Source organism: Mycobacterium lehmannii, from assembly GCF_001499925.1.
Classification (GTDB): Bacteria; Actinomycetota; Actinomycetes; order Mycobacteriales; family Mycobacteriaceae; genus Mycobacterium; species Mycobacterium lehmannii.
The window spans coordinates 44,610-58,894 of sequence record NZ_LQIR01000020.1; the positions used below are offsets into that span (position 1 = coordinate 44,610).

General features: G+C 67.7%; 15 protein-coding genes. 2 read left to right on the plus strand and 13 right to left on the minus strand.

The genetic code is table 11. The annotated features are described in order from the left end of the window. Positions 1–3: 3 nt before the first annotated feature. Positions 4–876: a ParA family protein gene (locus tag AU192_RS12405; protein ID WP_064396504.1), complete on the minus strand. Its 873-nt coding sequence runs from the start codon at positions 874–876 to the stop codon at positions 4–6. A gap of 214 nt (positions 877–1,090) precedes the next feature. On the opposite strand from AU192_RS12405, the gene AU192_RS12410 reads away from it, so the two are divergent. Then, complete coding sequence (locus AU192_RS12410; RefSeq protein WP_064396506.1) at positions 1,091–1,855, plus strand: O-methyltransferase; 765 nt, start codon at positions 1,091–1,093, stop codon at positions 1,853–1,855. Between the two features lie 55 nt (positions 1,856–1,910). Here the strand turns inward: AU192_RS12410 and xerD are convergent, their stop codons facing one another. The 6 genes from xerD to AU192_RS12440 all read right to left on the minus strand — a co-directional run bounded on the left by xerD (position 1,911) and on the right by AU192_RS12440 (position 8,000). Continuing rightward, a complete protein-coding gene (gene xerD, locus AU192_RS12415; RefSeq protein WP_064396508.1) occupies positions 1,911–2,891 on the minus strand; it encodes a site-specific tyrosine recombinase XerD in 981 nt (326 codons plus the stop codon). After that, the gene (locus AU192_RS12420; RefSeq protein WP_064396510.1) at positions 2,888–3,508 is read right to left on the minus strand and encodes an NUDIX domain-containing protein; all 621 of its coding nucleotides are present in this window, start codon (positions 3,506–3,508) and stop codon (positions 2,888–2,890) included. Before AU192_RS12420 ends, xerD begins: the two co-directional genes overlap by 4 nt. Further along, the gene (locus tag AU192_RS12425) at positions 3,501–5,264 is read right to left on the minus strand and encodes a CTP synthase (RefSeq protein ID WP_064396512.1); all 1,764 of its coding nucleotides are present in this window, start codon (positions 5,262–5,264) and stop codon (positions 3,501–3,503) included. The genes AU192_RS12420 and AU192_RS12425 overlap by 8 nt, the downstream gene beginning before the upstream one ends. 142 nt (positions 5,265–5,406) lie before the next feature. After that, positions 5,407–6,345, minus strand: coding sequence for a copper transporter (locus AU192_RS12430; protein WP_064396515.1), 939 nt, complete (start codon positions 6,343–6,345; stop codon positions 5,407–5,409). Positions 6,346–6,354: 9 nt separating this feature from the next. Further along, positions 6,355–7,539 carry a putative cytokinetic ring protein SteA gene (gene steA, locus AU192_RS12435; protein WP_064396517.1) on the minus strand — a complete coding sequence of 395 codons (1,185 nt, stop codon included), beginning with the start codon at positions 7,537–7,539 and terminating at the stop codon, positions 6,355–6,357. Positions 7,540–7,619: 80 nt separating this feature from the next. Further along, positions 7,620–8,000 (minus strand): VOC family protein, encoded by a 381-nt coding sequence (locus AU192_RS12440; RefSeq protein WP_064396518.1) that lies wholly within the window; start codon positions 7,998–8,000, stop codon positions 7,620–7,622. Positions 8,001–8,031: 31 nt separating this feature from the next. On the opposite strand from AU192_RS12440, the gene AU192_RS12445 reads away from it, so the two are divergent. Then, positions 8,032–8,607 carry a TetR/AcrR family transcriptional regulator gene (locus AU192_RS12445; protein WP_064396520.1) on the plus strand — a complete coding sequence of 192 codons (576 nt, stop codon included), beginning with the start codon at positions 8,032–8,034 and terminating at the stop codon, positions 8,605–8,607. Here AU192_RS12445 and recN read toward each other — a convergent pair. From recN to AU192_RS12475, 6 genes are read right to left on the minus strand one after another with little or no spacing between them, the layout of a single operon-like run. Continuing rightward, positions 8,604–10,388, minus strand: a complete 1,785-nt coding sequence (gene recN / locus AU192_RS12450) for a DNA repair protein RecN (RefSeq protein WP_064396522.1) — start codon at positions 10,386–10,388, stop codon at positions 8,604–8,606. The genes AU192_RS12445 and recN overlap by 4 nt on opposite strands. Further along, positions 10,388–11,287 carry an NAD kinase gene (locus AU192_RS12455; protein WP_064396543.1) on the minus strand — a complete coding sequence of 300 codons (900 nt, stop codon included), beginning with the start codon at positions 11,285–11,287 and terminating at the stop codon, positions 10,388–10,390. The genes recN and AU192_RS12455 overlap by 1 nt, the downstream gene beginning before the upstream one ends. A 20-nt stretch (positions 11,288–11,307) precedes the next feature. Then, the gene (locus AU192_RS12460; protein ID WP_064396524.1) at positions 11,308–12,111 is read right to left on the minus strand and encodes a TlyA family RNA methyltransferase; all 804 of its coding nucleotides are present in this window, start codon (positions 12,109–12,111) and stop codon (positions 11,308–11,310) included. 5 nt (positions 12,112–12,116) lie between these two features. Continuing rightward, positions 12,117–12,302 carry a hypothetical protein gene (locus AU192_RS12465; protein WP_064396545.1) on the minus strand — a complete coding sequence of 62 codons (186 nt, stop codon included), beginning with the start codon at positions 12,300–12,302 and terminating at the stop codon, positions 12,117–12,119. Between the two features lie 8 nt (positions 12,303–12,310). After that, positions 12,311–13,333 carry an HAD-IIA family hydrolase gene (locus AU192_RS12470; RefSeq protein ID WP_064396525.1) on the minus strand — a complete coding sequence of 341 codons (1,023 nt, stop codon included), beginning with the start codon at positions 13,331–13,333 and terminating at the stop codon, positions 12,311–12,313. 1 nt (position 13,334) lies between these two features. Continuing rightward, a complete protein-coding gene (locus AU192_RS12475; RefSeq protein WP_082695005.1) occupies positions 13,335–14,114 on the minus strand; it encodes a tetratricopeptide repeat protein in 780 nt (259 codons plus the stop codon). Between the last annotated feature and the right edge of the window lie 171 nt (positions 14,115–14,285).

Genomic DNA, 14,285 nt, shown 5'->3' on the forward strand with positions numbered 1-14,285 from the left:
CATTCACGCGCCGAACCGGTGGATGACCTCGCGAGCCAGAGATCGATACGATTGCGCCCCACCGGATTTCGGCGCCCATGTGGTGATCGGTTCGCCGGCGACGCTGGTTTCGGGAAAGCGCACCGTGCGGGTTATGACGGTGTCGAACACGAGGTCACCGAAACGCTCCACAACCCGGGCCATGACTTCGCGTGAGTTTACGGTGCGCGGGTCATAGCGGGTGATCAGGATGCCGCTGATCGACAGCTTCGGGTTCAGCCGGTCGTGGACCTTGTCGACGGTGTCGGTGAGCAGAGCCAGGCCGCGCAGCGAGAAGAACTCACACTCGGTGGGGATGATCACACCGTCGCTGCACGCCAAGCCGTTCACGGTGAGCAAGCCGAGCGACGGCTGACAGTCGATCAGGACGTAGTCGTAGCGGTCCAGCACCGGGTACAGCGCACGCGCCAGCGACTGCTCGCGGCCCACCTCGTTCACCAGCTGGATCTCTGCCGCCGACAAGTCGATGTTGCTGGGCACGAGGTCGAGGTTCTTGACCCGGGTGTGGATCAGCACATCGTCGATCGACACCCGCGGTTCCACCAGCAGGTTGTGCACCGTGTGCTCGAGTTCGTAGTGCGGCACCCCCAGGCCCGCCGACAGGGCGCCCTGCGGGTCCAGATCGACGAGCAGCACCCGGCGGCCGTACTCGGCCAGGCTGGCGCCGAGGTTGATCGTCGACGTGGTCTTGCCGACCCCGCCCTTCTGGTTACACATCGCGATGACCTTGGCAGGACCGTGCGTCGTCTTCGGCTGAGGTTCGGGGATGTCCCGCGGTGGACGGCCGGTCAGGCCCAGGGTTTCCGGCGTTCTGCCGCCTCCTGCGTCGTCGCTCATGCCTCGGCTTCCGCTCGTTCCGGTCCTCGCTCGTACCTCGCTGCGATCCTCACTCGCGCGCGCCTTCGGTGCTCATACCTGACCGTCGCTGGTCAGGCAGTTCACGGGCATGGCGGACATCCGGGCAAGTTTAACGGCAGGAACGTGCCAGGTCAGCCAGACCCGCAGGCAAGTTGGGAGCCGATTGAGCCGCGTCGCGTCCTAGGCTGACGCCATGGGCCTGAGGCAACGGATCCCGCTGCTGAGGTGGTCATTCCTGCGGTTGGCGCTCGGCGTGCGCAACATCTCCACCACCGGTCAGGTCGGTGACGGGCGCGAGGCCGCGCTTCGCGACTACGTGGTGGCCAACGCGCGGCAGGGTGACATCGATGACGTCCTCGCGACGATCGACCGGTTCGCCTACGAGAAGTCCTTCCTGATCAATGTCGGCGACCAGAAAGGCGCGATCCTCGACGCCGCGGTGCGCCGCGCCGACCCTCGCCTGATGCTCGAGCTCGGCACCTACTGCGGATACGGTGCCCTGCGGCTGGCCAGGGCGGCACCGTCGGCGCGGATCTACTCGGTGGAACTCGCCGAGGCCAACGCCGAAATCGCCCGGGACGTCTGGGCGCACGCGGGCGTCGCCGACCGCATCACGTGCGTGGTCGGCACGATCGGCGACGGCGGTCGCACGCTCGACGCGCTGGCCTCCGAGCACGGGTTCGGCCCGGGCCAGCTCGACTTGGTGTTCATCGACCACGACAAGGCCGCCTACCTGGCCGATCTGCAGAGCATCCTCGACCGCGGCTGGCTGCACCGCGGCTCCCTCGCCGTCGCCGACAACGTGAAACTCCCGGGAGCGCCGAAGTATCGCGAATACATGCGCCGGCAGCAGGGCGCGTTGTTCGACACCGTGGAACACAAGACGCACGCGGAGTACCAGTCGCTGTTCGCCGACCTGGTTCTCGAGTCCGAGTATCTGGGCGGACTACAGCCTTGACGGGTGGCTTCCACGCAGCTGGTGCGGGCGATCAACCTGTTTAGGGCGGTTTCGGCTACCGTGCCCGTGGGTGGGCGCCGGCCCAGACCTCGCGCAGCGCGTTGACCGTGACCATGGTGTAGATCTGCGTCGTGGTCACCGAGGCGTGGCCGAGCAACTCCTGCACGACACGGACGTCGGCGCCGCCGTCGAGCAGATGCGTGGCGAACGAGTGCCGCAGCACGTGCGGCGACACCGCGGAGGTGATTCCGGCGCGCTCGGCGGAGTCCTGCAACACCTGCCACGCACTCTGCCGCGACAGCCGCCCGCCGCGGGCGTTCAGGAAGATCGCGGGTGTGCCCCGGCCGCGGCGCGCCAAGTCGGGACGCCCTCGTACGAAATAGACGTCGAGTGCGGTCACCGCCGGCCTGCCGATCGGCACCAGCCGGTGCTTGCCGCCCTTACCGCGCAGCAGCACCGAACGAGCATGGGTGTCGACGTCGTCGATGTCGAGCCCCACTGCCTCCGAGATGCGCGCCCCGGTCGAGTACAGCAGTTCCAGCAGAGCGCGGTTACGCAGCGTAAGAGGGCTGTCGGCGTCGCTGTCGCCGCCCGCTGCCTCGAGGAGGGCCAACACCTCGTCGAGCGACAGGCTCTTGGGCAGCCGCCTGCTCGGGGTCGGCGGCTTGACGTCCGAGGCGACGTCCAGTTCGGTCAACCCCTCGGCCGTCGCGAAGCGGTGCAGGCCTCGCACCGCGATCAGCGCTCGCGCCGCCGACACCGCCGACAGCGGGGCGGTTCCGGCCTCGGCGTCCCCGCGGCGCAACGCGACCAGGAACTCGCTGACATCGGTCTGGGTGACCTTGGTGAGGTCGTCGATACCGCGCGCGGTCAGGTGGTCGATGTAGCGACGCAGATCGCGGCGGTAGGAGCTCAATGTGTTGGCGGCCGCACCGCGTTCGATGGTCAGGTGGTCGAGATAGCCCTGGACCTGACCTTCGAGCGCGGATGTGAAGGCCGATGAGTCGCTTGCGCGAAGAGGAGACGATGTCGTCACGGGTGCCCCTGACGGCGACCGAACGCGGTGGGCCGATCGGTCCACGGTGCGTCGACGCGTCTCAGCTTGTCCGGGTCGGTGACGGTGTTGGCCGCCAAAATGCCGCTGACGGCAATGGAATTGACGATCTCACCGGCCAGCACCATGCGCACCGCCTCGTCGAGCGGATACCACCGCAGCGTCAGGTCGGCTTCCTCGTCGCGGGCTTCGGGGCGTCCGACGTCGGTGAGCCCGGTGGCCAGATAGACCCGCACGCTCTCGTCGCTGAAGCCCGGCGCGGAGTCGAGGTCGACCAGCACGCGCCAATCGGTGGCCGATAGCCCGGCCTCCTCCTCGAGTTCTCGCGCGGCGGTGACGTGCGGCGGTTCGCCTCCGAGGTCGAGCAGCCCGGCGGGCAACTCCCACAGGCGACGCCCCAGCGGATGCCGGTACTGGTAGACCATCGCGATGTTGCGGTCCTCGTCCATCGCCAGCACCGCGACGGCACCGTAGTGCTCGACGACCTCGCGGCGGGCGGTATGGCCGCCGGGCATGCGCACCTCGTCGGCGCGCAACGCGAAGATGTTTCCGACGTAGAGGGTTTCAGAAGAGACCGTCTCGAAGTCGTGGTCAGCCACGGGTCGCGGGCTCTTGCAGCAGGGCCCCGACCTCGTCGCCGTGCTCGACGCCGTTGGACCGCTGCTCGGGGATGTCCATACCGGGCAAGCGCTCCTCGGCCTTGTAGTCCAGGGCCGCTCCCACGAACGCGACGAACAATGGATGCGGCCGGGTGGGCCTGCTCTTGAGCTCGGGATGCGCCTGGGTGCCGACGATGAAGCGGTGCGTGTCGCGCGGATACTCGACGAACTCGACGAGGTGGCCGTCCGGAGAGGTTCCCGAGAACCGCAGGCCGCTCTCGGCGATGCGGTCGCGGTATTGGTTGTTGACCTCGTAGCGGTGACGGTGCCGCTCCGACACCTCCGTGGCGTCGTAGGCTCGCGCCACGATCGAATCCGGTTCCAACACAGCCGGATACGCGCCCAGCCGCATGGTGCCGCCGAGATCGGCCTCACCTGCGACGGCGTCGCGTTGATCGGCCATGGTGGAGATCACCGGGTGCGGGGTGGTCGGGTCGAACTCCGCGGAGTTGGCCTCGGTGATGCCGACCGACCGGGCTGCCTCGATCACGATGCACTGCAGCCCCAGGCACAGCCCCAACACGGGCAGACCCCGCTTGCGGGCGTACTGGATCGCACCGATCTTGCCCTCGATGCCGCGAATGCCGAAGCCACCGGGTATCAGCACCGCGTGCACGTCGGCCAGTGCCGCGGCCGCGTCGCCGTCGACCTCGCAGTCGTCGGAGGCCACCCAGCGCATCTCCACCTTCGCCCGGTGCGCGAACCCGCCCGCTCGCAACGCCTCGGCCACCGACAGGTAGGCATCGGACAAGTCGATGTACTTGCCCACCAACGCGATTCGCACCGTCTCGTGCGGTTCGTGCACCCGCTGAAGCAGGTCGTTCCATTGTGTCCAGTCGACGTCGCGGAACGGCAGGTTCAGCCTGCGCACGACGTAGGCGTCGAGTTCCTCGCGGTGCAGCACCTTCGGGATGTCGTAGATCGACGGGGCGTCCGGGGTGGAGATGACGCCGTCGATGTCGACGTCGCACATCAACGCGATCTTGTTTTTCAACGGTTCGGGCACATCCCGGTCGCAGCGCAGGATCAACGCGTCCGGGGTGATGCCGATGCTGCGCAACGCGGCCACCGAATGCTGAGTCGGCTTGGTCTTCAGTTCCCCCGACGGCGCCATGTAGGGCACCAGCGAGCAGTGCAGGAAGAAGCAGTTCTCCCGGCCCACCTCGTGGCGTACCTGGCGCGCGGCTTCCAGGAACGGCAGCGACTCGATGTCGCCTACCGTGCCGCCGATTTCGGTGATCACCACATCGGGACGCCTGCCGTCGACGTCCGGTGCGGCCATCTCCAGGATTCGCGCCTTGATCTCGTCGGTGATGTGCGGGATCACCTGCACGGTGTCGCCGAGGTACTCACCGCGCCGTTCCTTGGCGATGACCGTCGAATACACCTGTCCGGTGGTCACGTTCGCCGACCCCGTCAGGTTCCGGTCGAGGAAGCGCTCGTAGTGGCCCACATCGAGGTCGGTCTCGGCGCCGTCCTCGGTGACGAAAACCTCACCGTGCTGGAACGGGTTCATGGTGCCGGGGTCGACGTTGAGGTACGGGTCGAGCTTCTGCATCGTCACCTGCAGGCCGCGCGCGGTCAGCAGCTGCCCGAGGCTCGAAGCGGTGAGTCCCTTGCCGAGTGAAGAGACGACGCCACCGGTGACGAAGAGGTGCTTGGTGGCCGTTTGCGGATGTTTGCGTAACGCTGGCAAGAACGACCTCCGTGACGACGGGCAGGGCTTACGTCTCTAGGCTGATTCCTAGTTTGGGGCCTGCCGACCCACGGAACCCCACCTTAACACCGAGGGCGACGCCGCGTCGGTGACGCGCCGGGGACCTGAGCGTGCGGCGAGCTTACTGCGGCACGGTGACCGACGTCGCACCCTGGCCGATGCCGTACTGGCCGGGCTTGCCGCCATTGGCCAGATCGCCCAGCGCCAGCACCGAGGTGATGCGGCCGGATTCGGTGCCGACGTCGTCGACCGTGCTGACCGCCGAGGTCAGCGCGGGATCCGAGCGCGTCACGGCGATCGCCGCGGTCCCCGATGCCGATCCGTCGCGGCCGACCAGGACGGTGCCCGAACCGTGCGGGGCCAGCCCGCCGGCGAATCGGGCCACGGTGGCGCCCCGGTTGCCGGCGTCGTCGCCCAGCGGTCCGCCGGTCACGATCACCGCCGTGTTCGCCGCGCCCACCCGGTCGGTGTAGGTGATGAAACCGGTGTCGCGCAGCGTGGCGAGCACCGTTTCGCGTTGCGTGTCATCGACGGTCTGCACCTTGGGATCGCGATCGATCAACAGCGCGATGCCCAGCAGGTCGCCGGCCTGGGAGCCTTGGTCCACCGACGTGGTACTGAGCTGTTTGCCCGCCGGCACGATCGGCGAGTTGACCACCGACAACAGCTTCTCGGCGGCGTTGGCCTCGACGAACTGTGGTGTCAGCCCGACGGTTCCGCTGACCGTTCCGCCGGCCTGACCGACGAGTCGTGTCATCGCGTCGACGTCGTCGTCAGCGGCGTCGGGGGTGCGAAACAGCACCACCGATTTGTCGAGCAGTGTCTCGCGGAGAATGCGCGGTGACATCTGCGCATCGAACTCTCCTGCCGCGCCGAGCTTTTCGTTGAGCGCGTTCCTCTCGTCGGTCAGGGTGTTGATCCGCTCTTGCAGCTCGTTCTTGTCATCGCGCAGCCCCGAGAGCACGGTGTTGGACAGCATCCCCGATCCGAGTGCGACACCGATGGCCAGCGCCAGGAACACTGCCGCGAGCGAAATCGCGTGTGTGCGTAGCGATATCATCGGGCGCTCCTAGGTGACCCAGCCCTGGACCCACAGCGAGAAGCGGTTCCAGTAGTCCACGATCCAGTCCAGCAGCGCGGCGTCGACACGGGCCACCCACAGCGCGACGATCACCGCGACCATCACGGCGAGCACCAGCAGCGCGATCGCTCCGCCCGACACCCGGCTGCGGTACAGCGTGGCAACGGCTTTGGCGTCGACTAGCTTCTCCCCCACCTTGAGCCGGGTCAGGAACGTCGACGGATTGCTCTGCTGGCGTGCGCGGTCGAAGAACTCCTCGATGCTGGCGGTGTGGCCGGCGGTGACGATCAGCGACGCGCCGTGATGGTCGCACAGCAGCAATGCCAGGTCGGCGGCCGATCCCGCAGCTGGAAACGTCATCGCCCCGACTCCGAGGTCCTGGATTCGTTCGAGACCGGCGGCGTGCCCGTCGGCATCGGCGGGCAACACCACCTGCGCCCCGGACCGCAGCACCTCAGCGCTCATCTTGTCGGGGTCACCGACGATGAGTTGGGGCCGGTAGCCCGCCTTGCGCAGCACATCGGCACCGGTACCGACGCCCACCAGCACCGGTTGGTACTCCTTGATGAAGGGTTTGAGTGCTTTGAGGTCGATGGCGGCATCGACGTCCTCGGCGACGATCACGACGTGGCGGTGGTCGAGGTCGACGTCGATGTCGGGGATGCCGATGCCGTCGATCAGCAGCGGGCTCTCACTGCGGATGAACTCGATCGTGTTGCCCGCGAACGCCTCGAGATGGGCCACCAACCCGCTCTTGGCCTCGTGCATCAGCTCATGGATTTCGTGATCGGTGCGCTCGACACCCAATACGAGGCGGCGATCTCCGGTGTAGACGCCGCCCTCGTGCAGACGCACCCGCGCGCCGTCCTTGACCTTCTTGAAGACGTCGTCGCCGGTGTCGTCGATCAGGGTGATCCCGTTGGCGACCAGAACCTCGGGCCCCAGGTTGGGATAGCGCCCGGAGATGGAGGGCGAGGCGTTGACCACGCCGGTGACACCGGCCTCGACGAGCGCATCCGCGGTGATGCGGTCGAGGTCGAGGGCGTCGATGACGACGATGTCGCCGGGGGTGACGCGTCGCAGAAGTCGATCGATGTCGCGGTCGACTCTGGCCGTGCCGGTGATGCCCGGACGTGAGCTGGCATTACGAGATAGCAGCGCTGACATCTTCATGCGCCGATTTTGTCGATATCAGCGAACTATCTGTCGGAGGCGCGCCGTATCATCTGTCCCTTTTGTCACACAGGTAACACTCAACGCGATGGTTCGAACAGTTCCACGAGATTGCCGGACGGATCAGAGATCAGGGCCTGACGTCCGCCGCGGCCGGTGATGACATCCGCGCGAAGAGACACGCCGGCGTCGGACAGCCGGGAGACGGTGTCGTCAAGGTCGTTGACTTCCAACTGGATTCGATTCCAGCCACCGGGAGCGGGCCTGCTCCCGTCGCTGAGCGCCTCCCCCGCTCCGCCTCCGCCGCCGGGTGAGTTCAACAGCAGTCGCAACTCGTCGCGATGGAGCATGGCGAACCCAGGTCCGGGTCTGAAGTCCACGTCAAAGCGCAAGTGGTTGGTGTAGAACTGGACGGCTGAATCGACGTCATCCACTATGTAGCGAACGCAAACAGTACTCATAATTGCACCTCCTGGAGGTTATGATACATAAATGTCCCAGAAAGGTCGACTCGATCCGCGCGCAGACCACTCACGCCGAACGATCCTTCGCGCCGCCCTCGACGAGTTCGCCGAGGTCGGCTACGCCGGGTTCCGGATGGAGTCTGTCGCCGCTCGGGCGCGCGTGGGCCGCAGCACGTTGTATCGGCATTGGCCGGACAGGACCGCGTTGATCGCCGACGCTCTCGAGACTCTCAATGTTCAGCCAGACCCTGGGCGGGAAGTACCCACCGGGACGGCGCGTGAGCAGGTTCAAATTCTGCTGGAGCACCTCGCCGGCGCCCTGAGCGATTCGGCCGTCTCGGCCTGCATCCCCGCGCTCGTGCACGCCGCGGAGACCGAACCAGACATCCGCCGGTTCTTCCAGGAATACTCGGCGCTACGACGCCGGCGGCTCACCGCCACCATCGCCTCCGGTGTCGGCGACGGGCAATTTCCGGCCCGCGTCGATCCCGAGGCCGCATCGGTGGCGCTGTCGGGTGCCCTGTTCTACCGGCGCCTGGCGACCGACGAAGCCGCCGAGCCGAAATTCCTCAGCGCGCTGATCGACACGGTGCTGGGCGGCTAACCGCCTTCGGCGCGTTCGTTCTGCGCCGCCTCGAGCAGCTCGCGGGCGTGGGCGCGGCCGCTGTCGGATTCGCCGAGCCCGGCCAGCATGCGCGCCAGCTCGGCCACCCGCTCCTCGTCGTCGAGGCGCCGAACCCCGCTCCTTGGGGCCTTTCCGCCACCGCTGTCGGTGTTCTTCCCACCCTCCCCCCCGACGACGAGATGCACGTCGGCATAGGCGGCGACTTGCGGCAGGTGCGTGACGACGATGACCTGGTGGGTGCGAGCCAGCCGGCCCAACCGACGACCGATCTGCACCGCGGCTCGGCCTCCGACTCCGGCATCGACCTCGTCGAACACCATCGTGGTTCCCTCCGCCGACGACGACAACACGACCTCGAGTGCCAGCATGACCCGCGAGAGTTCACCGCCCGATGCGCTCTTGTTCAGGGGCAGAACATCGGTGCCGCTTGTGGCGAAGCCGAACTCGACATTGTCGACGCCGTCGCGGCCGGCATGCACCGCCTCGCCCGACGGCAACACGACCGGCGCCGAGTCGTCGGCGCGCGCGAGCAGCGGGCCCACGGACACTGTGAACACCGCCCCGGCCATGGCCAGCCCGGACAGTTCCGCGGTCACCGCTTTGGATAGACCCTTGGCGGCCTTGGTTCGCGCCTTGGTCAGGTCGGCGGCTGCGGCGACGGTCTTCGCCTCGAGTTCGTCGACCCGATGTTGCAGACCGGCGAGCGCTTCCTCGGACACGTCGAGTTGATCGAGCCGTTCCCGGGCCTCACGGGCCCACTCGAGCACGCCGTCGATGTCGGCGGCGTACTTGCGGGTGAGGGAACGGAGTTCGGCCTGCCGCGCGAGCTTGGCCTCCAGCGCGCTGGTGTCCGTCGGCAACCCGGACAGATAGGTGCCGAGTTCGCCGCTGACATTGGTGATCACAGCGACGGCTTCGCTGAGCTGCTCGGCCAATGCGCTCAACGAGGTGTCCCCAGTGGCCTCCAGCGCCGATTTTGCTTGTGCGACACCATGGGCCGCGGACACCGCGTCGGGCAAGGGGTCGTCGGGTCCTGCGAGGGAAGCGCGGGCGATCTGGGCCGCGTCGCGTAACGCGTCCAGTTCGGAAAGCCGCCGGATGTCGTCGACGAGCGCGGCATCCTCACCCGGTTGCGGTGCAGCCGCATCGATTTCGTTGAGCCCGAACTTCAGCCGGTCGGCTTCGAGCGCCAGCTCCCGCGCTCGCTGTGTGCGGTCCAAGAGATCGCGCCGGGCCGACAACCACTCCTCCCGCACGCGGCGGTACTTCTTCAGCTGCGTTTCGACGTCGGCGAACCGGTCGAGCGCGCCGCGTTGTTCATCGGGGCGCATCAACCGCAGCTGGTCGTTCTGCCCGTGCAGCGTGAGCAGTTCGGCGGTGAAACTGCTCAGCGATTTGGCCGGGACGCTGCGGCCACCCAGATAGGCACGCGACGGGCCGTCACGGCTGACCGAGCGGGCCGCGATGACCGAGCCGTCGTCGTCGCGTTCGGCACCGGAGCTGTCGAGAATCTCATCCACCAGCGACGCCACGCCATCACCGAGTTCGGTTGTGGTGAAACGTCCTTCGACAACCGCACGGTTGTCCCCGGAGCGCACCCTGGTGGCGTCGGCGCGTGCGCCGCCGAGCAGGTGCAGACCGGTGACCACCATCGTCTTGCCGGTACCGGTCTCGCCGGTCAGCACGGTGAAACCGCGATCGAATTCAGCGGTCGCGGCGCTGATCGCACCCAGTGACTCGATACGGATCTCGGAAAGCACTACAGCCCGCGCCACCCCGTGACCGGCAAGCGGAACTTGCGCACCAGGCGGTCGGTGAACGGTGCGCTGTCGAGGCGTACCCACTTCACCGGGGTTCCGCACCGGGTGACCTCCACGCGTCCACCGGCTGGAACCACCATCTCGCGGCGCCCATCGCAGAACACCAACGCGTCGTGGCTCCTGGCCTCGACCTCGATCGCGATGGCCGATTCAGGGCTGGTGACCATCGGCCGGGCGAACAATGCGTGAGCGTTGTTCGGTACCACCAGGATTGCCTCGAGGTCAGGCCACACGATCGGCCCGCCGGCGGAAAACGCCCACGCTGTCGACCCGGTCGGCGTCGCGACCAGCACGCCGTCGCAGCCGAAGGACGACACGGGGCGGCCGTCGACCTCGAGGACGGCTCCGAGCACTCCGAGCCGGGGCCCCTTCTCGAGGCTGGCTTCGTTGAGCGCCCAGCCGCGGTCGACGATCTCGCCGTCCACCCGCACCACCACGTCGAGCGTCATCCGCTCCTCGACGCGGTAGTCACGCTTGACGACCCGGTCGAGCACCGTGTCGATGGAGTCGGCCTCCGCCTCGGCGAGAAAGCCGATACGGCCGAGATTGACACCGAGCACCGGGATTTCGACGTTGCGAGCGAGTTCGGCAGCGCGTAGGAAGGTCCCGTCACCACCGAGGACGAGTACGAGTTCGCAACCCTCGGCGGCGCGCTCGTCGGCGTCGACCACTTCGATCTCGACGCCGAGCGAGCGGATGTCGTCGGGCGAGACGGGAACGGGCCCGCGGTCCACGGCTTCGGCCGACAGAACTTTGAGACCAATTCCGTTGTCGCCGAGCACCTTCTGCACACGCCGGGCGACCTCGGTGACTTCGTCGCGGCCGGTGTGCACCACCATGAGGATCGCGCGGTCGGTGTTCACTGCGGACCCTCCGCGACGGCGGTACGGACGGCGGTTTCGAGGTCGTGTCCTTCCAATCCCCCGCCGGCGCGCAGGTGCAGGAAGTACTCCACGTTGCCGGAGGGCCCGGGAAGCGGGCTCGCTGTCACCGCGACCGGATACCAGCGCAGTTCGGCGGCGCGTCGGGCCACCGACAGGACCGCCTCGGCGCGCAACGCCGGATCGGTGACCACGCCTCCGGCGCCGACCCGGTCCTTGCCGACCTCGAATTGCGGCTTCACCATCGGAACGATATCGGCGTCAGGTGACGCGCACGTCGTCAGCGCCGGCAGAACTGTGGACAGTGAGATGAACGACAGGTCGGCGACGATCAGGTCGACGGGTCCGCCGATCAAGTCGGCAGTCAGCTCGCGCACATTGGTGCGCTCCATCACGGTCACCCGCGGATCGTTGCGCAGCGACCAGGCCAGCTGTCCATAGCCGACGTCGGCGGCGATCACCTGGCGGGCGCCCCGGTCGAGCAGCACTTCGGTGAAGCCGCCCGTCGACGCGCCGGCATCCAGGCATCGCTTGCCGTCCACCGGGAGACCGAAGGCGTCCAGTGCGCCGATCAGCTTGTGCGCACCCCGCGACACCCAAGTGCGCTCGTCGGCACCCTCGATGGTGAGGCTGGCCGTGACCGAGACGGCGGTCGCGGGTTTGGCGGCTGGCATCCCGTCGATGCTCACCCGACCCGCACCGATCAGTTCGGCCGCCTGCTGGCGGGACCGGGCCAACCCTCGTCGCACCAACTCGGCGTCCACTCGCGCGCGCCGTGCCACGGCGCTCAGCCCTTCTCGACCGACTCGAGCGCCTGCACGAGCACGTCGTGCGCCTCTTCCAGTCGGGCCGCGAGCAGCTCGACGTCGTCGTCGGTCAGGTCCGCGAAACCCGAGCCTTCTTGCGCGGGGTCCGGCAGGTCTGCCAGCAACTCCGCGATCCGGGCGCGGATCTGTTCGGGATCGGTACTCATATCGAGGTTCACGCTAGCTGATTCGACTCGGGAAGCAGGGACCAGCGTTGCAGGGCCTGTTGGGCGGTGTCGTCACCGGCGGCGATCGCGACCGACCGGCCGTCGAGGCCGGCGTTCCATATCGCATCGGCGGTGGCCCGAACCACTGACAGGGCGTCGCTGGGTTCGTGGCCTGTGGAGCGCACCGTCACCGTCGGTGACGCGACGTCGATGCGCCAGGCGGGGTGGGTCTCGATGCGCAATGCGGCCGACGGGGTGCCAAGCGACCGCAGATCGGCAGCCAAGTAGGTCGGCCGCTCCGAGGACTGTGCACGGACGAGGTCGACGGCCGTGCTGACGCCGGTGAGCACGAGCAGGCTGGGCAGTCCGGCGGCGTTGGCCCCGGCGATGTCGGTGTCGAGGCGATCGCCGACCACCAGTGGGGCCTGAAAGGTGCCTCGGGCCAGGGCATCGGTGAGCAGAGTCGGTTGTGGCTTGCCCGCCACCTGGGGTTCGCGGTCGGTCGCCGCGCGCAGCGCCGCCACCATGGATCCGTTGCCTGGCAACAATCCCCGTTCCGACGGTAGGGTCCGGTCGACATTGGCCGCCACCCACAGGGCGCCGGCCCGGATGGCCAAGGCCGCTTCGGCCAAGTCGGGCCAACCGGTCTGCGGTGAGTGCCCCTGCACGACGGCGACCGGTCCGTCCGACCACTGACGGACGGGTTTCAGCCCGACGCGAATGACTTCGTTGGCGAGTGCTTCGGTCCCGACGACGAGAACGACTGCCCCAGAGGGCAGTTGGGTGGCCAGCAGCCGTGCTGCGCTCTGTGCGCTGGTGACGACGTCCTCTGGTGCGGCGCTAAAACCCAGGGCGTGAAGATGTCGGGCGACGTCGGCGGGCTCACGCGAGGCGTTGTTGGTGACGTAGAGGGTGCGTGCGCTGATCGTGGCGAGCGTATCGACCGCTCCGACGGTGGCTTCGTGTCCGCGGAAAACGGTGCCGTCGAGGTCGAGTAGAAGGCAGTCGTGCTCATGCGCGAGGGCATCCACTTCAGGAGAGCTCCGTGATGCGTTCTTCGGCGTCGGTCACGCCCTCCAGGTCGGCGGCGGCGGCGTTGATGAACCACTGCAGCGCGTCCTCGCTGCGGCCAAGGGCCAGAAGCGTTTCGGCGTATACGTAGAACAGGCGCGCCGCCGTCTGTCCCTTACGGCTCGGATCCAGTTGCGGCGTCGACAGAAGCGCCAAGGCCTGCTCGTGCTGCCCGAGATCGGAGCGAGCCCCGGCCACAACGATTTTGAGCTCGTCGGCGTCGTCGCCGGTGAGCTGGGCGGCCTCCGGGCTGCGAGCCAACTCGATCGCGCGCTCCGGACGTCCGACACCGCGTTCGCAGTCGGCAATCAGTGCGAGAAGGGATGATTTGCTGCCCATCCGCCTGGCGGCGCGCAGTTCGGCGAGCGCCTGCGCCCAGTCGCCGCAGTGGTAGGCAGCGATGCCGACCGCTTCGCGCACCGCGGGGATGCGGGCGGCGCGGTTGCGAGCGGCGCGGGCGTGTTCGAGTGCGGTCTGTGGATCGTCGTCGATGAGTTGGCCGGCGGCCACCAGGTGACGAGCCACGAAGTCGGCGGTCGAGCGGTCGAGTGTCGTGAGCTCGCCGCGCACGTCAGGCGCGAGTTGCCTTGGCTCGATACCCTCCGGCATCGGCGGACCTGGCGGCTGACGGGATTCGTCGGGCTTGGGCTGCGCCCTGCGGGCCCGGTTCGGACCGGAGCTGCGCGGCGCTGACTGCTGTGGGCGGCGCCTGGCGTCGCCGTCCCGTCTGTCCTGAGCCACGTATGCCTTTCTACCCGATGTAGGAGTCTCGCGATAATACGTAATGAATTGTCGCGAAATAGAATTACCCCCCACGCAATCGTGGGGGGTAATCCTAATTTGTGTTCGGCGGTGTCCTACTTTTCCGCCCGGGTGGGGCAGTATCATTGGCGCTGGCAGGCTTAGCTTCCG